15 protein-coding genes are annotated in these 20,095 nt (G+C 69.5%); 4 read left to right on the plus strand and 11 right to left on the minus strand.

Features of this window, described 5'->3' with window-relative positions; translation table 11 throughout:
- Nucleotides 1-3 precede the first annotated feature (3 nt).
- The 8 genes from ACGFJ2_RS17465 to ACGFJ2_RS17500 form a co-directional block, all read right to left on the minus strand.
- A complete protein-coding gene (locus tag ACGFJ2_RS17465) occupies nucleotides 4-990 on the minus strand; it encodes an ABC transporter permease (RefSeq protein ID WP_358173603.1) in 987 nt (328 codons plus the stop codon).
- 54 nt (nucleotides 991-1,044) lie between these two features.
- Complete coding sequence (locus ACGFJ2_RS17470; RefSeq protein ID WP_393469241.1) at nucleotides 1,045-2,736, minus strand: ABC transporter substrate-binding protein; 1,692 nt, start codon at nucleotides 2,734-2,736, stop codon at nucleotides 1,045-1,047.
- Nucleotides 2,733-5,114, minus strand: coding sequence for a glycoside hydrolase family 2 protein (locus tag ACGFJ2_RS17475; protein WP_393469244.1), 2,382 nt, complete (start codon nucleotides 5,112-5,114; stop codon nucleotides 2,733-2,735). The genes ACGFJ2_RS17470 and ACGFJ2_RS17475 overlap by 4 nt, the downstream gene beginning before the upstream one ends.
- Nucleotides 5,115-5,219: 105 nt before the next feature.
- The gene (locus tag ACGFJ2_RS17480) at nucleotides 5,220-6,230 is read right to left on the minus strand and encodes a LacI family DNA-binding transcriptional regulator (protein ID WP_358173610.1); all 1,011 of its coding nucleotides are present in this window, start codon (nucleotides 6,228-6,230) and stop codon (nucleotides 5,220-5,222) included.
- Nucleotides 6,227-7,462, minus strand: coding sequence for a CoA transferase (locus ACGFJ2_RS17485; RefSeq protein ID WP_393469247.1), 1,236 nt, complete (start codon nucleotides 7,460-7,462; stop codon nucleotides 6,227-6,229). Before ACGFJ2_RS17485 ends, ACGFJ2_RS17480 begins: the two co-directional genes overlap by 4 nt.
- A gap of 69 nt (nucleotides 7,463-7,531) precedes the next feature.
- The gene (locus ACGFJ2_RS17490; RefSeq protein WP_357952328.1) at nucleotides 7,532-7,900 is read right to left on the minus strand and encodes an SgcJ/EcaC family oxidoreductase; all 369 of its coding nucleotides are present in this window, start codon (nucleotides 7,898-7,900) and stop codon (nucleotides 7,532-7,534) included.
- Nucleotides 7,901-7,954: 54 nt separating this feature from the next.
- On the minus strand, nucleotides 7,955-9,202 hold the full coding sequence (locus ACGFJ2_RS17495; RefSeq protein WP_393469251.1) for a YbfB/YjiJ family MFS transporter: 1,248 nt from the start codon (nucleotides 9,200-9,202) through the stop codon (nucleotides 7,955-7,957).
- 200 nt (nucleotides 9,203-9,402) lie between these two features.
- Entirely contained in the window at nucleotides 9,403-10,113 is a 711-nt protein-coding gene (locus tag ACGFJ2_RS17500) for an SDR family oxidoreductase (protein ID WP_357952326.1), read from the minus strand.
- 212 nt (nucleotides 10,114-10,325) lie between these two features.
- Between ACGFJ2_RS17500 and ACGFJ2_RS17505 the strand changes: the two genes are divergently transcribed.
- The 4 genes from ACGFJ2_RS17505 to ACGFJ2_RS17520 all read left to right on the plus strand — a co-directional run bounded on the left by ACGFJ2_RS17505 (nucleotide 10,326) and on the right by ACGFJ2_RS17520 (nucleotide 16,445).
- Entirely contained in the window at nucleotides 10,326-11,285 is a 960-nt protein-coding gene (locus ACGFJ2_RS17505) for a LysR family transcriptional regulator (RefSeq protein WP_393469254.1), read from the plus strand.
- Between the two features lie 173 nt (nucleotides 11,286-11,458).
- The gene (locus ACGFJ2_RS17510; protein ID WP_393469257.1) at nucleotides 11,459-12,862 is read left to right on the plus strand and encodes a glycoside hydrolase family 28 protein; all 1,404 of its coding nucleotides are present in this window, start codon (nucleotides 11,459-11,461) and stop codon (nucleotides 12,860-12,862) included.
- A gap of 78 nt (nucleotides 12,863-12,940) precedes the next feature.
- Nucleotides 12,941-15,544: an ATP-binding protein gene (locus tag ACGFJ2_RS17515; protein ID WP_393469260.1), complete on the plus strand. Its 2,604-nt coding sequence runs from the start codon at nucleotides 12,941-12,943 to the stop codon at nucleotides 15,542-15,544.
- Nucleotides 15,545-15,713: 169 nt separating this feature from the next.
- Nucleotides 15,714-16,445: a hypothetical protein gene (locus tag ACGFJ2_RS17520; protein WP_393469263.1), complete on the plus strand. Its 732-nt coding sequence runs from the start codon at nucleotides 15,714-15,716 to the stop codon at nucleotides 16,443-16,445.
- A gap of 2 nt (nucleotides 16,446-16,447) precedes the next feature.
- Here ACGFJ2_RS17520 and ACGFJ2_RS17525 read toward each other — a convergent pair whose 3' ends face one another.
- The 3 genes from ACGFJ2_RS17525 to ACGFJ2_RS17535 all read right to left on the minus strand — a co-directional run bounded on the left by ACGFJ2_RS17525 (nucleotide 16,448) and on the right by ACGFJ2_RS17535 (nucleotide 20,036).
- Entirely contained in the window at nucleotides 16,448-16,630 is a 183-nt protein-coding gene (locus tag ACGFJ2_RS17525; RefSeq protein WP_393469265.1) for a hypothetical protein, read from the minus strand.
- Nucleotides 16,627-17,067, minus strand: coding sequence for a GNAT family N-acetyltransferase (locus ACGFJ2_RS17530; RefSeq protein WP_393469268.1), 441 nt, complete (start codon nucleotides 17,065-17,067; stop codon nucleotides 16,627-16,629). Before ACGFJ2_RS17530 ends, ACGFJ2_RS17525 begins: the two co-directional genes overlap by 4 nt.
- 80 nt (nucleotides 17,068-17,147) lie before the next feature.
- On the minus strand, nucleotides 17,148-20,036 hold the full coding sequence (locus tag ACGFJ2_RS17535; protein ID WP_393469271.1) for a serine/threonine-protein kinase: 2,889 nt from the start codon (nucleotides 20,034-20,036) through the stop codon (nucleotides 17,148-17,150).
- Nucleotides 20,037-20,095 lie beyond the last annotated feature (59 nt).

The following is a 20,095-nucleotide window of genomic DNA, read 5'->3' on the forward strand; positions in this document are numbered from 1 at the left end:
GCCTCAGCCCGCCTTCCGCACTCGGGGGTCGATCAGCCCGTACAGCAGATCGACCAGGAGGTTGGCGGCCAGCACGGCCACCGAGATGATCAGGAAGAGGCCCTGCATGAGCGGGTAGTCGGCGCTGCCGACGGCCTGCAGCAGCGCGAACCCCACGCCCGGGTAGGAGAAGACGACCTCGGTGGCGACCTGGCCGCCGACGAAGAAGCCCAGCGTGATCGCGAACCCGGTCACGCTGGGCAGGACGGCGTTGCGGGCCGCGTACGCGACCATCACCCGGCGCGGCCGTAACCCCTTGGCCTGCGCCATGACCACGTAGTCCTCGGCCATGGTCGAGACCATCATGTTGCGCATGCCGAGCAGCCAGCCCGCGATGCCGGAGATCACCAGCGTGAGCGCGGGCAACGCGCCGTGATAGAGCACGCTGCCGATGAAGTCGCCGGTGAAGCCCATGCGTACGTGGGCGTAGTCGTAGGCTCCGTTCAGCGGGAACCAGCCGAGCCCGGCCCCGAGGAAGAACAGCAGCAGCAGGGCCAGCCAGAAGTACGGGATCGCGGCCAGGAACGTCGTGGTCGGGATCAGCCCGTCCAGCCAGCTCCCCCGCCGCCACCCGGCCACCATGCCCAGGCCGACGCCGAGCCCGACCGTGATCAGCAGCGCTATCGACACCAGCCCGAGCGTCCACGGCATCGCCTGGCCGATCACGGTGCCCACCGGGGCGGGGTAGTAGGTGACGGAGGTGCCGAGGTTCCCGGTGGCCAGCTGGCGGAGGTAGGCGAAGTACTGGACCCAGAGCGGGTCGTCGCTCACCCCGAACATGACTTCCAGGGTCTTGCGGAACTCCGGCGGCGGGGGCTGCCTGCTCTGGAAGCGCGACAGGATGATGTCGACCGGGTTGCCCCTGATCAGGCGCGGGATGAGGAAGTTGATCGTGAGCGCGGCCCACAGCGCCACCGCGTAGAAGCCGAGCTTGCGCCAAAGGTATGCCATGTGATTCTCCCCGGGCGGCCGGGGCGCGCGGCCCCGGTCGCGTCCTCGTCGTTGCTACTGCACCGGCTGGAGGTTCTTGGCCACGATGCCGTTGTCGGGGTGGGAGAAGGGCAGGCCGAGCGCGTACGGGTTCTGCTCGCTGGGCCACCCGGTGACGTTGGTGGTCCGGAACTCGGCCAGGGCGCTGGACTGCTGCAGCGGGATGTAGGGCAGGTCGGCCACGACGGCGTCCTGGATGGCGTAGATCGCCTGCTTGATCGTGTCCGTCTGCTCCGGCGGAGTGTCGGCGATGACCTTCAGCGCGGCGTCCACGGCCGGGTTCTTGTAGCGGGCCATGTTCTGGTTGGCCGGGGGGATGCTCTTGCTGTTGAGGATGTTGTCGTACATGTAGTACGGGTGCGGGCCGCCATAGGCGTTCCACATCATCAGCTCGAAGTCGCCCTTCTGCTGCATGTCGACGAAAGCGTTGAAGGAGACCTCCTTCGATTTGAACTCGATGCCGACCTCCTTGAGCTGCTGCTTGATGACCTGGGCGGCCGAGACGTAGTCGGTCCAGCCGCTCACCAGGTGGCAGGTCACCGACAGGCGCTTGCCGTCCTTGGCGTAGTAGCCGTCGCCGTCCTTGGCGTATCCGGCCGCCTCCAGGGTCTGGCGGGCCTTGTCCTGGTTGAACTCCAGCTTCGCGGTGGCGTACTTAGGCGAGAGGTAGTCCTGGAAGAGCGGCAGCACTATGCCCGCCGGGCTGGCCGGCTTGCCGAGCCCGGCGAACGCCAATTCGATGATCTTGTCGCGGTCGAGCCCGAGGTTGATGGCCTGCCGCACGGCCAGGTCGTTCATGGGGGCCTTGGTCAGGTTCGGCACCAGGTTGGTGACGTAGAGCTGGGACTCGTTCTTGTAGGCGTTGTGCTCGGGGTCCTTGGCCACGAACTGCTTTTCGGGGTCGGCCATGAACATGCCGCCCCAGTCGAGCTGCCCGGTGACCATCGCCTGGAGGGAGGCGTCGTTGTTGTTGTACGACCAGAACCGCATTCCGGCGATCTTGGGCTTGCCGGTGTCCCAGTGGTTCGGGTTCTTGACCATCGTGTAGCTCTGCGGCGTGAACTCGCCCATCATGAACGGCCCGGTGCCGACCGGCTTGGTGTTCGTCTCTTTGGTGGGCTTGTCGATCTTCTCCCAGATGTGCTTGGGCACCATGTACTGGTGACCGGCCACGTCCCACAGTTTGGTGTACATCTTCTCGGTAAAGCTGATCTTCACTGAGGTGGGGCTGAGGACCTGGGCGTCCTTGACGTTGCTGCCGCCCGCGCTCAGGTCCTTCTTGTCGCGGCGGTAGAGGAAGTTGAACGCCACGTCCTCGGCGGTGAACGGCTTGCCGTCGCTCCACTTCACGCCGTCGCGGAGGGTGAAGGTGATCGACTTGCCCTCGTCGCCGAACTCGTACTTGGTGGCCAGCAGGGGCTGGACGTCACCCGACTTCGACTGGTTGAAGAACATGAGTGTCTCGTAGATCAGCCCCCAGGTGCCCATGAGGTTGGGCGCGCCCTGGACCAGGGGGTTGAGGTTCTCGTTGAACTGGCCGGTGCCGGCGATGACGTTCACGATGGTGTCTTTGGCGGCGCCTCCGGAGGCCGAGGCCGGGCCCGAGGAGGGAGCGGCGCTGCCGGCGGTCAGTGGCACCCCGCCGCCCGAGCAGGCGGTGAGGAGGGCAAGCGTGGCCGCTGCCACGATCATCGAGGTTCTTCTCATGCATTTCTCCCAGGGGGGTTGGGTAGGAGGGCGGAGCGGTCGTTCACCCACCTCATGGGCGCATCAGCCCCGATTTCCCGATTTATCGTGAAGCGATGGCTTTCGCCGGGCAGGAGGGTGATGAGCTGGTCGTCCACCTCGGCGTCGGGGTGTACCTGGTCAGGGAAGATCGCCAGATCCCGTACCAGCGTGTGCGCGCTGACGATCACGTCACGCCCCTCGACCGTCACCGTGCACCGCCCCTCGGGCAGGTCGAGGTCCTTGTCCGGCAGGAAGAACCACAGCGCCCTGCGCTCCCCCACGCGCACCGCGATCAGCTCTCTGGCCGGGTCGGCCGGCTCACCCACGCCAAGGGGCACCGTCACCACGCCACGTGGCGGCACTTCGAGGTCGAAGCTCTCGGTCCGCAGTTCCCTGCCGTCCACGCCGAGCCGCGCGGCCACCGCGCCGCTCACCCACGGCTCGTCGGTGTCATTGACCGCCACGAGCGCCAGGCCGCCGTCGCGCGGCTGCACGGTCAGCAGCCGGTCGGCGTACGCCCGGCGCAGCGCGTGGAACAGCGGCTTCCTGCGCCCGTCGCCGTCGATCGCGGACCATGAGGTGACGGGCCAGCAGTCGTTGAGCTGCCACACGATCGTGCCCGCGCAGTGCGGCCACAAGGACCTGAAGTGCTCGACCCCGAGCTGGATCGCCCTGGCCTGGTTGACCTGCGTCAGGTAGTGCCAGTCGGCGAAACCGGTGGGCGGCGCGAAGTGCGGCTTGAGCCCGGCGGCCAGCTTGAGGTCACCGTCGATCGCCTTCTGGTGGAGGCGCATGCCGGGCGAGTCGGGCGTGAGCGGGTCGTCGCCGATGGCCCGCTTGATGGTCGCGTACGTCGCGGGCCCCTGGAAGCCGAACTCCGAGACGAACCGGGGCCGGTATTCGCGGTAGGCCGTGTAGTCGCGTTCGTTCCAGACGTCCCAGATGTGGATGTTGTGGTGGTCGGGGTCGTTGGGATGGACGTCCATCGACCCCGAGTACGGGCTGCCCGGCCAGTACGCCCGGCCCGGATCGAGCTCGGCCACGATGCCGGGCAGCAGGTCGAGGTAGTAGCCCTCGCCCCAGGTACGTCCGGCCAGCCGCTCGCGCCAGTGCCAGTCGAAAAAGCCCCAGATGTTCTCGTTGTTGCCGCACCACAGGGCCAGGCTCGGATGCGGCATGAGGCGGGTAACGTTCTGGCGGGCCTCGGCCTCGACCTCTGAGCGCAGCGGCTCCTCTTCCGGGTAGGCGGCGCAGGCGAAGGGGAAGTCCTGCCAGACCAGCAGCCCCAGCTCGTCGCACAGGTCGTAGAAGTCGTCGCTCTCATAGAGGCCGCCGCCCCAGACACGCATCAGGTTGACGCCCGCCTCACACGCCTGCGCGAGACGCTCGGCGTAGCGGGTGCGATCGATCCTGACCGGGAAGCAGTCGTCGGGGATCCAGTTGACGCCCTTGGCGAAGATCGGGCGGCCGTTGACCACGATCGTGAAGGCGCCGTCGGCCGTGTCCAGCTCGACCGTCCTGAAGCCGATCTTCCCCTGCCAGCTGTCGAGGTCGTCGCCGAGTGTCACGGTCAGCTCGTGCAGCGGCTGCTCGCCGTACCCGCGTGGCCACCAGAGCTCGGGCTGGGGAATGTGGACCTCAAGTACCGCCGTGTCCGATGGGAGCGCTCCCACAACAGACCTGCCGCAGACGGTGGCGGTGATCTGCAGTTCCTCCTGTACGGCCCGTTCGACCTCGACATGCACGGCGACCCGGGCGACGCCGTCGGTGACGGTCACCACCGGCCGCACGGCGGCCAGCCGGGCACCGCTCCACTCGTGCAGCCCGATCGACCGCCAGATGCCCGCCGTGACCAGGGTCGGGCCCCAGTCCCAGCCGAAGTTGCAGGCCATCTTCCTGATGAAGTTGTAGGGCTCGGTGTAGGCGCTCGGCCGGTCGCCGAGCTCCTCCTTCAGCCGTTCGGCGTACTCCCCCGCCGGCCGGAAGGTCACCGCCAGCCGGTTGCTCCCGATGCGCAGCGCGGGCCGGACGTCGAACCGGTAGGAGCGGTGCATGTTCGCGGTCTCGCCCACGCGCACGCCGTTGAGCTCGATCTCGGCCACGGTGTCGAGTCCTTCGCAGACCAGATCGGTGCGCTCGTGCTCGGTGCCGTCCCACGAGAACTCCGTCTCGTAACGCCACTCCGTACGCCCCACCCAGGCCAGGCGGGTCTCATTGTCGTCGAGGTAGGGATCCGGGATCAGACCGGCGGCGAGCAGGTCGGTGTGCACGCAACCGGGCACGGTGGCCGGAGCACGCACGTCGCCGCTCGCCGAGCGGACGGTCCAGGAATCGGTCAAGGGGCGGAGCGGGGTCATCAACCCTCCGGAGTTGAGCAGCGGAGATTAGCCGTCATGCCATCACTAAACCCGTTTAGTTTCAATGTCTGGTCGCGGACATTTCCACTCGATTACTGAACCGATTCAGGACAGGGGGGCCGTGCTCCCCCTGCTCACCAGGCGCGGCTCGGCCTGCTGCGAGTCGGCCACCTCCCGGCCCTGAACCAAGCTGAGCAGCGACCGGGCGGCTTTGGCGCCGAACGCGGCGATGTCCCTGCTCACCGCTGTCAGATGCGGCCGGGTCAGCAGACACAGAGCGGAGTCGTCCCAGGCCACGACGGACAGATCGGCAGGCACCGAGAAACCCGCCTCGCGAGCGGCGGCGGTGCCGGCCACGGCCATCACGTCGTTGTCGTACACGATGGCGGTCGGCCGGTCCGGGCCGCGCAGCAGGTCGAGGGTGGCCCGCTCGCCACTCTCGCCGCTGTAGTCGGCGTACACGGTGACGGCCGTCACGCCCAGCCTGGCCGCCGCCTCCCGCATCGCGGCGGTTCTCACGCGGGTGTGCCTGAGCTCCTCCTGCCCCGCGACCCTGGCGATCCTGCGGTGCCCCAGCCCGGCCAGGTGCGCCATCACGACGCCGATCGCGCCGGCGTCGTCGCTCCAGACAGCGGGCAGCCGCCCGGTCCCCTCCGGTCCGCCGATGACCACGGCGGGCAGCTTCAGCTCCTCCAGCACGGCGATCCTGGAGTCCTCGGCCCGCAGGTCGACGACGAACACTCCGGCGACCCGATGCTGCGCCCACCATTTCCGATAAATCGCGATCTCGGTTTCGGGGTCCTCGGTCATCTGCAGCAGCAGCCCCACGGACTCCGCCGACAGCGTGGCCTCGATGCCGGAGATCAACTGCATGAAGAACGGCTCCAGCCCGAGCGTGCGCGCCGGCCGGTCCACCACGAGGCCCAGCACGTCGGGCCGCCCGTCGAACAGGGCCCGTGCCAGGCTGTTCGGCTGCCAGCCCAGCTCGGCGGCGATGGCCTGGATACGGCGGCGGGTCTCGCTGGAGACACCGGGACGGCCGTTCAACGCGAACGACACCGCGCCCTTCGAGACGCCGGCCCGGCGGGCGATGTCGTCGATCGTGGGTCGCTTCATTCGGCTGTCCCTGGGTTTACCGGTTCATCCAGGACACCATGCTTGCGCAGCGTCGCGACGTCCTGGGCCGACAGTCCGAGCTCGGCCCGCAGGACCTCGCCGGTGTGCTGGCCCACCTGCGGCGCCGCCGCGGGCGGCGACTGCTCCCCGTCCATCACCACGGGCGAGCCGGGCGCCCAATGCCCGCCGACTCCTGGCTGCTCGACCGCTCCCATCAGCGGGTTCTCCCCCAGCAGCGCGGCCAGCTCGGTGAAGCTGCGATATCTCGACCACAGCACTCGGGCAGTACGCAGCGCCGACTCGGCCTCGGCGAGCGTACGGCTCTCGAACCAGCCCGCGAGCAGCTCGCCGAGCACCTTGCGATGCCGGTAGCGGGCCGGCTCGTCGGCGAAGTCCACCCCGAGCGCGGTGGCCAGCGCGCTGACCACGTCAGTCAGGCCGGTCGCGGCCAGCAGCCCGCTCCAGTGCCGGGCGGTCAGCGCCACGACCATCAGCCGCCCGCCGTCGGCCGTGGTGAAGTCGCGGCCGAAGGTGCCGTAGACGTAGTTGCCGCCGCGTTCCCTCGGGGTGCCGCTCAGCTGCGCCTCGGCGAGGTAGCCGAGGTTCCCGGCGGTGGCCAGGGCGACGTCCTCCAGCGCGACCCGTACCTGCTGTCCCTCCCCCGTCAGCAGGCGGTGCCGCTCCGCGGCCAGCAGCCCGACCGCCAGGTAGAGCCCCGCGGTCACGTCCCAGGCGGGCACCAGGCTGTTCACCGGCTCCGCCACGTCCTCCGGGCCGGTCAGCAGGGGGAACCCGGTCGCCGCCTGCACCGTGTAGTCCACCGCGGCCCCGCCGTCCCGGCGGCCGGTGAGCAGCACGTGGATCACGTCGGGGCGGCGCGCGCGCAGCGCCTCGAAAGACAGCTCCGGGTAGCGCTCGGAGTTGCTGATCACGATCCCGCCGCGCGGTCCGCCGCTGACGATCAGCTCGCCGACGAGCGCGCGGCCCTCCTCGGCGGACAGGTCCACCTCGATGGCGCGTTTGCCCTTGTTCAGTCCCGACCAGTACAGGCTCGTCCCGCTCTCGGCCAGCGGCCAGCGCGTACGGTCGACCGCGCCGCCGATCGGCTCGACCCGGATCACGTCGGCGCCCAGCTGGGCCAGCGTCATCCCGCTCAGCGGGGTCGCCACATAGCTGGAGATCTCGACGATCCGCAGGCCGCGCAACGGCTGCGAGCGCCGGGTGTCCGTCACCGGGCCGCCCCCTTCAGCACGACGACATCAGCAGTGAGACGATAGCCGCCCTTTCCCCGCTTCAGGGGATCAGGGCAACCGTGAGACCTGATAGTGGTCGATGAGCCAGTCGTCGCCGGCCCGCCGCGCCAGCACGCACAGGTTGACCGTCACGACCGGCCGGTCGGTGAAGGTGAAGTCGACGTGCAGGTAGCCGAGGACGAGGTCGTCGGCCATCCGCCGGGTCTCCAGGATGTCGTACGCGGCGGTCATGCCGATCGGCTGCGAGTCGTAGTACTCGGCGACGCTCTCGGGACCGATGCCGTACGGGTGCAGACCTTGGAAGATGGCGTCGTCGGTGAAGTACGACGCCACGCGCTTGGGGTCGTGCGCGTCGACGGCGCTCTTCCATCGGTCCAGGACGGTGTGGAGGATCTCGGCCTCGGCGGTACTGGTCATGGCGCTCTCCTGTCAGCGGTCGGATATCAGTGATCGGATATCAGTGATCGGATATCAGCGGTCGGATGGATGGATCGTGATGTGCGTCGGTTGGGCGGTGTCGACCCGTCGGGGCAGTGGGCCGAGGTGATGCGGGAAGCGGTGACGCAGCGCGGCGGTCGCGACCGCGGCCAGCGCGACGAGGGCGGCGCCGACGAGCAGCGCCTGGTTGTAGCCCTGGTGCAGGAGCGGGGTGACGACCAAGGGGCCGAGGATCTGCCCGACGCTGTAGCCGGTGGTGAGGATCGCGACCGCCCGAGGGATCCGCAGGTGGGCGCCGACGGCCAGGGTGAGGGAGGCGATGCCGAGGAACGTGGCGCCGAACAACACCGCCGAGACCAGGGCCACCGCGACCCCGCTGACCAGGACCGGTAGCGCGATGCCGACGGCCTGCACGACGAGCGCGACGAGGAGGAGCGTCGGCCGCGACCACGTACGGCTGAGCCAGGCCCACAGGGCCGACGACGGCAGGGCGCCCAGCCCGACGAGGATCCAGGCGGAGCTGCCGACCCAGCCGGGCGCGGTCTGGTCGATCGCGGCGACCAGGAAGGTGCCGGCGATGATGTACCCGGTCCCTTCGAGGGTGTAGCCGACCAGCAACGCGCCGAACCAGCGCAGCCCGACCGCGTCACCGCGCCGGGGCGGGACCGGCGCCGCGTGGGGCGACGTCGGACTGGCGTGCAGCGGCCAGGCAAGGACCGTGAAGACGGCGGTCAGTGCGGCCGTGGTCCACCACGCCTGCTGCCACGTACCGGCGGTACGGAGGATCAGCACGACGACGCCGGACAGGGCGATCCCCGCGCCGATGCCGCCGAAAGCCCATCCGGTGAGGTGGTGGGCGTGGCCACGCAGCCCGGTGAGCATCGCGTTGACCGCGACGACGAAGATCAGCGAGCTCGCGATCCCGGCGACCAGCCGGAGCAGCCACCAGAGCGCGCCGACGTGCGTGAGCGGTATCAGGGCCAGCGTGGCGATCAGGATCACCAGCGACAGGCGCAGCGTCGTCCGGGAGGCGGCCATCGCGGGGGCGATGATCGCGACGACCGCGCCGAGGAGGTAGCCGATGTAGTTCGCGGTGGCCAGGCTCGCGCCGAGCTGCGGCGAGAGCCCGGCATGCGCGAGCATCAGGGGCAGGATCGCGGTGTAGGCGAAGCGGCCGATGCCCATGCCCGCCGCCAGCGCCGCCGCGCCCTGCCCGACGACCCGCCAGGGCCGCTCCAGCGAGGTCGCCTCGATCGTCTGCTCCGGTACGGCTGTCAACATGCGCCTTTCTCTCGGCTCTTTCGGCAGGTGAGGCTGATGGCGGGTGAGGCTGATGGCGGGTGAGGCTGATGGCAGGTGAGGCTGATGGCAGGTGAGGCTGATGGCAGGTGAGGCGGGCGGCGGCTCTTTCGGCAGGTTGGGGGCGGGCGGCGCCTGGGGTTACCGACCGCCCCCGCCCCGCCCCCGGCCGAATGACCAGCTCAGTGACCGGCGCTCTGGCCGCCGTCGACGTGCAGAATCTCGCCGGTGACGAACGGAGCGTGCTCGAGATAGATGATCGCGTCGACGATGTCGCTGATGTCGCCCATCCGGCCCACAGGGTGCAGCTCGGCCAGGGCTTCGTGGGTCTCGACCGGGTGCATCGGGGTGCGGATGACGCCGGGCGCGACCGCGTTGACCCGGATGCCCCGGGTGGCGTACTCGGTGGCCAGTGATTTGGTGACCGCGTTGAGGCCGCCCTTGGTCAGCGACGCCAGCGCGGACGGCACCTTGCTGTTGGCGTGATCGACGAGGCTGGTCGTGATGTTGACCACGTGTCCGCCGCCGCCCTGGCTGAGCATCGCCTCGATGGCCCGCTGGGAGATCTCGAAGAACCCGCGCAGATTCACTCCCGTGACCAGGTCGTAGTCCTCGTCGGTGTAGTCCGTGAACGGCTTGGACACGAAGAGACCGGCGTTGTTGACCAACGTGTCGATGCGGCCGAACGCCTTCAGCCCCTGCTCGATGACGTGCGCCCCGACGGCCGGGGCGGCGATGTCGCCGGCGACGGCCCGCACCATGGGGTCGTCGGAATCCGCGATCGACCGGGAGTTGGCGACGACCGCGTAGCCGAGCTTGCGGTAGGCGGTCACCAGCGCCGCGCCTATGCCCTGGGACGCGCCGGTGATCACGGCGACCTTTGGCGTACTCATTGCTTCCCCCTTGTAAGTGACTGTGGACGTGTGGCACCCGCACCGCTCCTGGGCGGTGCCGGCGTGGGGGGAATGGCTCAGACAGCGGGCGGCCGGGTCCCGACCTGCCCTGGGGCCATGCATTCCATCGTGCACCCAGCGGTCGCCGTCACGCCACGACGGGCTTGCTCTCTGCTGGTAGGCACAGCCTCCTACCGCTCTACGATGGGCGGGTGGAGCTACGCCAGCTGCGCTATTTCGTGGCTGTGGCCGAGGAGCTGAACTTCGGCCGCGCCGCGGCCCGGCTGCGCATCGCCGGCCCGTCGCTCTCCCAGCAGATCAAGGCGCTGGAGCGGGACCTGGGGGTGCGGCTGTTCGACCGGGACCGCCGCTCGGTCGCGCTGACTCAGGCCGGGGAGGCGTTGCTGGCCCCGACCCGGGCGCTGCTCGGACAGGCCGACGAGTTGCGCGCGTCCGCGGCCCGTATGTCCGCCCCCGAACCGGTCCGGCTCGGGTACGTCAACTGGCGGCCCCCCGACCTGGCCGCCCGCCTGTCCGGCATAGCGCAGTTGCACGTCGACGCGTGGGTCATGCCGTCACACACCCAGGCCGGCCGGGTGGCCGACGGCAGCATCGATCTGGCCATCTGCTGGGTTCAGACCGATGACCTGGCCGTCTACGATCTCGAGGCTCGGCTGATCGGCGCGGATCGGCTCCACGCGATCTCCGCGGGCTCCGAAACGTCGGCGGTCCGGGCCAGGGACACGCTGGTGCTGCTGGACACCGACACCGTCACCTGGGACTCCTGGAACCGCTATGCCAAAGAGTTCGCCCGTGACACCGGATCCCAGACCGTGCACATCGACGATGGTGGCATCACCGACGCGGCGTTCTTCGACCACGTACGCCGGCTACGCCGCCCCGTCATCAACTCACCGAAGGGTCAGACCACTCCCCTGCCGCCTGATCTCGTCCGGCGACCGGTGATCGATCCGTCGCCGTACTGGACCTGGGCCCTGGTGTGCCGCCACGGCGAGAAGCGCGGCGCCGTACGGGCCGCCGTCGAAGCCCTGACCCGTGACGTCGGCAGGCTCGGTCTGGACGCCGATGCGGCCTGGCTGCCCGTCGGCGACCCGTTCCGCGTCCCAGGGCCGACCGGCCCGGGTCGCTCGGATGCGGCGACAACGGCGTGATCATGTCCACCAGAAACTCCACCAGAAACTCCACCACTCCCTCCTCACCGGACCCCAAGGGGAGCACGCTCGATCGAGCGAATCTCATCATTTACTTCGTCAAGAATTGAATTGCGTCCGGGCCGCACTTACGCTCCAGAGATCCGATGTCTCCGCATCCCCCGGTGGTGACCATGCCATCCAGACGATCTCTATTGAAGGCCGGCGGCGCTCTAGCCGCCGCCACACTCGTCCCCGGAACCGCGTCGGCGCAGGCCGAGGCCCGATCAGCGGATCCCTGGCACCAAGTGCCGGACATCCTGCGTAGGATCCGGCCCCCTCGCTTCCCCAACCGAAGGTGGGATGTCACCGCGTTCGGCGCCGTGGGTGACGGCACGACCGACTGCACGGCCGCGTTCAAGGCGGCGATCGCCGAGTGCCATCGCAGGGGCGGCGGCCGAGTCGTGGTCCCACCGGGACGCTTCCTCACCGGCGCCGTCCACCTGCTCAGCAACGTCGAGCTGCACGTGTCCGAGGGCGGCGTGATCGCCTTCAGCACCGATCCGAACGCCTACCTGCCGGTCGTCTTCACCCGGTGGGAGGGCACGGAGTGCTACAACTACAGTCCCTTCATCTACGCCCACGGCCAGCGGAACATCGCGGTCACCGGCAAGGGCACACTCGACGGCCAAGCCAGACAGGGCCCCTGGGAGAGCTGGTACGCCAACAGCGGCCCGCAGGGCGCCGACCAGCGGGCGCTGCGCAAGATGGGCGACGACGGCGTCCCGGTCGAACAGCGCGTGTTCGGGGCAGGTCACTATCTGCGCCCCGCCATGGTCCAGTTCGTGAAATGTCAGAACATCCTGATCAGCGACCTCACGATCCTCGAGCCGGCCATGTGGACCGTGAACCCGGTCCTGTCCACGAACGTCACCGTGCGCGGCATCACCGTCGTCAGCACGCTGTACAACACCGACGGCTGCGACCCCGAGGCGTCGTCGTACGTGCACATCCACGACTGCCGCTTCAACACCAACGACGACTGCGTGGCGGTCAAGTCGGGACGCGACGCCGACGGCCGCCGGGTGGGCGTGCCCAGCGAGAACATCGTCGTCCAGGACTGCGCCTTCTCCGGCCGCTGGGGCGGCATCACGGTCGGCAGCGAGATGTCCGGCGGCGTCCGCAACGTCTTCGCCGAGCGGTGCGTGATCAACTCGCCGGACTTCCCCGGCAACTACCCGGTGAAGTACCCCGTCTACATCAAGGCCAGCAAGAAGCGCGGCGCCTACGTCGAGGGCGTCTACGTACGCGGCTTCACCGGCCAGAACGTGGACCGCGAGGTGATGTTCGTCAACATGGCCTACAACAGCAACGAAGGAGGCACCGAGCCGGTGTCGGTCCGCGACATCCGGATGGAGCGGACCAGGCTCGACGGCGCCGACGCCGTACTCAACCTCGTCGGCCTGGAAACCGACCACCTGACCGGAGTGCGCCTGGAGAGGTGCGCGTTCACGAACATCACCGGCGCGAACACGATCACGTTCACCGACGACCTGACCCTGCGCAAGGTGTTCGTGAACGGGGTGGAACAGCATTGATGTCCCTCATCGCCCGTCGCCCTGAGGCGGGCCATCCTTCGTCTTACGGTTTCCGTGGATTTAGCGGATACTGCGGGCATGCGGTTGCTGGAGCGGGAGCCGTCGCTGGCGGCGCTGGCTGAGTACGCGGCCGAGGCCAGGCAGGGTGCCGGGCGGCTGGTTCTGGTCTCGGGTGAGGCGGGCGTCGGGAAGTCGGCGCTGGTGGAGCGCTTCCAGGAAGAGCTGCCGGATGCCCGTTGGTCGTGGGGGATGTGCGACGGGCTGTTCACTCCGCGCCCGCTCGGGCCGCTCTTCGACGTGGCGGATCAGCGTCGTGGCGCGCTGCTGGAGCTGTGTCGCGCGGGGGCCGGGCGGGAGGAGTTGTTCCGCGGGCTGCTGCACGAGGTCAGTGAGCCCGGGACGCTGAACGTGGTCGCGGTCGAGGACGTTCACTGGGCCGACGAGGCCACCCTGGACATGCTGCGCTTCCTCAGCCGGCGGCTGTGGAGCGCTCCGGTGCTGGTCATCGCCACCTACCGGGACGAGGGTCTGGCGGCGGACGATCTGTTCCGGGTCGCCCTGGGCGATCTGGCTTCGCAGCGGTCGACGCGGCGGATCGCGCTGGCGCCGCTGTCCGCCGACGCGGTGGGGCTGCTGGCCCGTGGGAGCGGGTGGGAGGCGTCCGCGCTGCACCGGCTGACCGGCGGGAACCCGTTCTACGTGACCGAGGTCGTACAGGCCGGCGTGACAGAGGTGCCCCCATCTGCGCGGGACGCGGTGCTGGCACGCGCGACGCGCCTGGACGGCGGGTCCCGTCAGGTGCTGGACGTGGCGGCGCTGACCGGGACCAGGGTCGAGTCGCGATTACTGGCCTCGGTGACCGGCTGCCCGCCGTCCGCCCTGGACGAGCTGCTCGGGTGCGGGCTGGTGATCGAGGACGGCCCGTGGCTGAGGTTCCGTCATGAGATCGCGCGGCTGGCGGTGGCGGGGGCGGTCTCGGCGCATCGCGGCCGGGCCATTCACGGCCTCGTACTGACCGCGCTGGCCGACCTGGGGTGCGACGACGAGGCCCGGATGGCCTTCCACGCCGAGGCGGCCGGCGATGCCGAGGCGGTTCTGCGGCACGCGCCCGCCGCCGCTCGCCGTGCGGCGTGGCTGGCCTCGCACCGTGAGGCGGCGGCGCAGTTCCGGCGGGCCCTGCGGTTCGCGGACGGGGCGGACGCCTCGACGATCGCCCGGCTGTACGAGGGGCTGGCCGACGAGGCGGCGCTGCTCGACCAGTGGGAGGACGCGGCCGATGCCTGCGAGCACGCGCTGGCGCAGTGGCGCGAGGCGGGCGATCGGCTGCGGGAGGGCGACACGCTGCGGCGGCTGTCACGCACTCTGTGGAACCTTGTCCGCGCGGATCAGGCGGTCGCCGCCGTCGAAGCCGCCGTGTCGGTTCTGGAACCGCTCGGGCCGAGCGTCGAGCTGGCCTGGGCGTACGCCATCTTCGCCAACCGCCGCATGCTGCAGGCCCAGCACGACGCGGCGATCGACCTGGCACGGCGGGCGCAGACGATCGCCGAGCGTCTGGGCGCCACCGACGTGCTCAGCGATGTGCTCAACACCATGGCGGCGTCGGCCGCGGCCAAGGGCGAGGACTGGGTGGGGGGCATGCGCCGGGCGTTGGATCTCGGTCTGTCCGGGCGCCACCAAGATCAGGCGGGCCGGGCGTTCGCGAACTTCTGCGCCACGTACGTGAGCGAGCGACAGTTCGCCGAAGCCGAGCCGTTGCTGGTCGAGGGCCTCGCCTATTGCGATGAGCGGGACCTCACCACGTACGCGATGCACCTGCGCAGCGAGCAGGCCGCCATGATGGAGCGGATGGGACGCTGGGACGAGGCGGTGACGCTCTGCGCCGAGATCCTCGCCGTCACGCCGCTCTCCTCGTGCAGCCGGTTGTGCATCGTACGCAAGCTCGGCGCGATCCACGCCCGCCGTGGCGAGCCCGGCGTCTGGGCGTATCTCGACGAGGCGGCCGAGATCGCCGACCGTACCCGCGAGCCGCAGCAGATCGTGCCCGTCCGGCTCACCCGCGCCGAGGCGTACTGGCTGGAGGGGAAGCCGGACCACGCCCGCCGCGAGGCCGAACTGGCCGCGGACACCGCCGAGGGGTGCGACGCCTGGGATCTCGGCGCGGTCGCCGTCTGGCTGCGGCGGACCGGCTCTCGCCGGCGGGCGCATGGCGCGCACGCCGAGCCGTACCGGCTGGAGCTCGGCGGTGATGCGACGAAGGCCGCGCATGCCTGGACCGAGCTGGGGTGCCCGCACGACGCCGCGCTGGCCCTGGCACACGCCCCACGGGAGCCGGAGCTCCGTCAGGCCCTGAAGATCCTCACCGGTCTCGGCGCCTTCCCCGCCACTCGCATCGTCAGGCGCAAGCTCCGCGAACTCGGCGCCCGGTCACTCCCTGCCGGTCCGCGTGCGGCGACCCGAGGGCATCCGTTCGGGCTGACCCGGCGCGAACACGAAGTGCTCGCCCTGCTCTGCGCCCGATGCACCAATGCCGAGATCGCCGCGAAGTTATTCATCTCCACCAAGACCGTCGGTCACCACGTCTCGTCCATCCTCGCCAAACTGGGCGCCCCGAGCCGCAACGCCGCCGCCGACCAGGCCATCAGGCTCGGCCTGGCCGAGCGGGAACCCAGGGCGGAAAGTTAGGCATCGCCCGCCGCAATATAGGGATCGGCCACCGATCCCCACCGCCGCCCTGTCCCCGTACGGTCGAGCCACTCACCACGGCACGGGGACTCATTACGGCGATAAGGGGGACGGCATGGCGCGGTGTACCAGCCCGTCTGTCATAGACATGCGGCCGATTGTCATGGACATGGACATGGACATGGACATGGACATGCGGCCGATCACCAGCGACGGTCGCGCCGACCTGCTCATGGAGCTGCTGCGGCGCATCATCGACCTGTTCCAGCCCACGGACTCGCGCGCCGAGCAGTGCCTGCTGGAACTGGGCACCCTGCTGGCCCGGCCGATCGAAGATGCCGGCCGATCGGCCGTGTCCTGCCGGCGCTGGGGACGGCAATGGCGGATCGAGCTGGCCGGCCGGACCGTGTACGTCGAGCACAGCGTGGGGATGAACCACCTGGCGCTCCTGCTGGCCAACCCGTACCAGGAGATCTCCGCCCTCGAACTGGCCGCCGGCTCCACCCTCCCCGGCCAGTCGACAGGCCGGGACGGCGAAAGCGCCCAGCCGGTGCTCGACGACCTGGCCAAACGCCGCTACATGCAGCGGCTGTCGCACCTGCAGGCCGAGATCGACGAGCTCGAGTCGATGAACGACGCGGAACGGGTCGCCGCGGTACGCGCCGAGCGCGACTGGCTGCTCGACGAGCTGGCCGCGGCCACCGGCCTCGGCGAGCGGACCCGCCACTTCACCGGCAGCGCCGAGCGCGCCAGGGTCGCGGTGGGCAAGGCCATCAGACGTACGGTGAACCGCATCGCGGAGGCCGATCCGGTTATCGGGGATGAACTGCGTACCACCGTACAGACGGGCATGCGCTGCTGCTACCAGCCCAGTTGGCCACGGGCCTACCAGGACAGGTGAAGCTAGTGGCCCGGCGGGATGCGGTAGACGCCGGTCACGGGCACCCCACGCTCGGCAAGCGGCACGGCCACGCGGCCGGTTCCGATGGCGAACTCGAGCGCCTGCCCGTCGCCGGCGAGCTCGGCGAGGCCGTCCACGGTCGGGCCCAAGACCTCGGGCGCGACATCCAGGGCGGGCGATCTCAAGACACCATGCGGACCATGAACACGTCCACCGGATCCTCGGTCTCCAGCGTGAACCCGTGCCGCTCGTACAGCCGCCGGGCAGGGCTTCCCTGCAGCACGTTCAGCCGGACAGGGACACCGTCACGGTCACACTGATCCAGCAGCTCGCGCAGGACGCCCGAACCGATGCCGGAACCCTGCAGGTGCGGGGCCAGGAAGAAGTGCTCCAGCCAGCGGGCGTCCTCGGCCTCCCGTAGCGCCACGCAGCCGGCGAACTCGCCGCCGACCTCGATCACCCAGGTGTGCGACGGGTCGTAGGCGTCCCGCATTCGCTGCCGTACCCGGTGCTCGTCGTACCGGCCGAGCCGCTCCAGATCCGCCCGCATCACCACGGCGCGTAGCTCGACCATCGCCTCGATGTCCGCCGCCAAAGCCCGCCGAATACCCCAATCCACCATGATGTGGCACTTTACGGCACACGTGCGACCCCTCGTAGCCGGGGATGCGGTGTCTGGGGAGGCACCGGTTGATGTGGTGCTTATGTGGCGCGCTTGGTCTCTGGGCCGCTCGCCGAGCCCATGGCCTGCCTGGTGATCGATACAGCGAGGGCGTTGAGTGCCGCGTACCGCAGGGAGTCGTCGGTGATCTCCTGGGCGAGCTGCTCGGCGCGGTGGGCGTCGGTTACCGCGAACGCCGCAACCGCGATGTACCGCAGATGATCCCGGCCGGGACCGCGGTACTCCCGCAGGAGCTGCTCGACGACATGTGGGTTCGGTACGGCGGTCTCGATGATCGACAGATACGCGGTCGATCCTGCGGCCAGGGCGACCTCCAGCAGGTGGCGCAGGATGGGACCGGTACGTTCGGGCCTGGAGTCGGCCCATGCTGTCGCCGCCACGGCCATCAGGGTCGTGGCGACGCGCTCCAGATCATTCTTGTCGAGCCGTGCCTTGCCGGGCTGTTGTGCTCGGGTCTCAGCGAGGTCGATGAGGCGCATGGCCAGCTCCGGATCGACGGCGACGACATCTCGGGCGACCACTGTCAGCTGCTGCGCGCTCAGGTCCGTGGCGTCGGCGCGACTCGTGATGTACTGGGCAGCCTGCTGCGCGGTTTCGGCGGCGACGGCGCGCCCGGCCGCTGCGATCCTGCCCATCATGGGGAGAACCCATGTTCCCTCGGCTTCGAGGGCGGTCTGGTACGCGGTGTTGAGCCACCACCGTGCCTGCAGAGGGTTGGTCTCGGCGAGCGCGCCCGCCATGTCGACGAAGGCCTCGATCCGATATTCGACATCACTGATCCGCGAGGCGATGGTTTCGGCCCGCGACGGGTCGCACCATGCCGCGCCGGTGGCGATGTATTTCAGATGCCACGGACCGACGTTCCTCTGGCCGGCGCCGACCTTGGGCTGGGCTCCCCAGCGGGCCCACCAGGAAGCGGGCTTCACCGAGACCGGTTTCTGGGCCGCAGGTGCCGCGACGCTCTGTTCGGCCGCGTCGAGCAGCGGCCGGTGATCCTGCCGGGTAGAGCCCGCTGCCTTGAGGATGTCGCCCCAGGCACATGAGCGAACGACGGACTCTCTGATCTTGCTGATGATCTGTTCCGCCCGGGCGAGGTCGACCCGCGCGACCTCCACAGCGGTCTCCTTGAGTGCGAAGTTCCGCTGGCTGGCTTCGCCCGGGACGTCGAGCGCGGCGGCTTCGGCGAGGTCGATCAGCTGCTCGGCGTGTCGCCGATCGGCGGCATAACCGATCTTGGCGATTTCCGCCAGGGTTTGGGGCTGGAGGAACGTGTAGTCGGAGTGGGGTGGGAGCATGCGGGCCACTTCTACTGCCCGGGCCATCAGCTCGGTGGCGTGGTCAGGGGCGTTGACGGCCATCTTGTCGGCCGTGGCCGCCAGCGCCTTGGCTCGCAGCTCGCAATCGTCGAAGTCCACGACCCGCCGCTCAACGCTGTCGAGCACCGTGAGCGCCCGCTGAGGATCCACCGCGATCAGCTGGTCGACCAGATAAACGAACACCTTGTGTTCCACGGCGTTCGGACCGTCGTCGAGGTGCTGGGCGAAGAGCTGTTCGGCGTGGCCGACCAGCCGCAGGGCGCGGTTCCTGTCGGGCAGTTCGTCGGCGAGGGCCAGTAGAGCCACTGCTCGGCATACCTCCGAGGGGATGCGCCGCAGATACTGCTCCGCGTGGTCGGGATCGGCCTCGACGATCGCGTAAGCGACTCCGTACAGCGCCTCTTCTCGCTCGTCGGGATCGGCGATGGAACCGGCGATCCGTAGGGCGTGGTCGATCGCCGGTCGGTCCGTCGAATCGGCGGCCCGCCCAGGGATAGGGGCGGCCTGCCCAGGGATCGTAGCGCCGCCAGAAGGTTCGGAGAGGTCCTCTTCGAGCTGGGTGATCAGCGCGGTGACCGTGGGCGGGAGCCATGGCGTGGTGCTTTCGGCCGATGCGGCGAGCCGGTCGAGGAGATCGGCGGGACTGGGCCGGTGCTCAGGAGTCTTGGCCAGGCAGGCGTCCACCAGGTCGACCAGGTCCTTCGGCAGGCCGGTCAGGTCGGGGTCGTCATGGCGGATGCGGTGCATGACCGCGTGGCCCTGACCGGTACCGAACGGGCCGCAGCCGGTGGCGGCGAACACCAGCACCGCCCCCAGCGAGAACACATCGCTGGCCGGGCCCACCTCGCCGCCTCGGCTCTGTTCGGGGGACATGAACGCCGGAGTGCCGATCACGGCCCCCGAGACGCTGTGGGAGGCGGCCTCCAAAGCGCGGGCGATGCCGAAGTCGATGACCCGGGGACCGTCGCCGGCGAGGATCACGTTGCCGGGTTTGAGGTCGCGGTGCGCCAGTATCTCTTCGTGGATGGCGATCAGGCCCTCGGCCAGGCCCGCCCCCAGCACACCGATCGCCGCAGGCGGCAGCGGTCCGTGCGTGGCGACGGCCTGGTGCAGGGTCGGGCCGGGGATGTAAGCGGTGGCCATCCACGGCGAATCGGCGTCAGTGTCCGCGTCCACCACCTGCGCGGTGTAGAACCCGCCGACCCTCCGGGCCATACTCACCTCGATCGCGAACCGGCGTCGGAACTCCGCATCGCCGGCCAGGTCCGAGCGCACCACCTTCACCGCGACCGGCCGGCCGCCCCGGGTACGGCCCAAGTACACCTGCCCCATGCCGCCACCGCCCAGCCGGCCCCTCAGCCGAATTGGCCCCACTTGGCGTGGATCATCGGCCCATAGCGGCTCCATATGCCACCCTTTCCGCTGAACAACCCGGCACGCACGGCAAACACACTCTTTCAAGAAACGGGTTGTCCGGGGCACTTGGTTCCATGCGCACGACTGATCAGCGGCTCGCGATGTCACCGGGGCGGGCCCGAGAAGACATGACGCGGGCCAATTTTCGGCCATCGCCGGGAAGGCAGCCCAGGGCATTTACCGGACAATTCGGGAGGGCATTTTGTCCGGTGATTATTCCGGTTCTCCCGCTTATG

Source organism: Nonomuraea sp. NPDC049028, from assembly GCF_043197735.1.
Taxonomy (GTDB): Bacteria; Actinomycetota; Actinomycetes; order Streptosporangiales; family Streptosporangiaceae; genus Nonomuraea.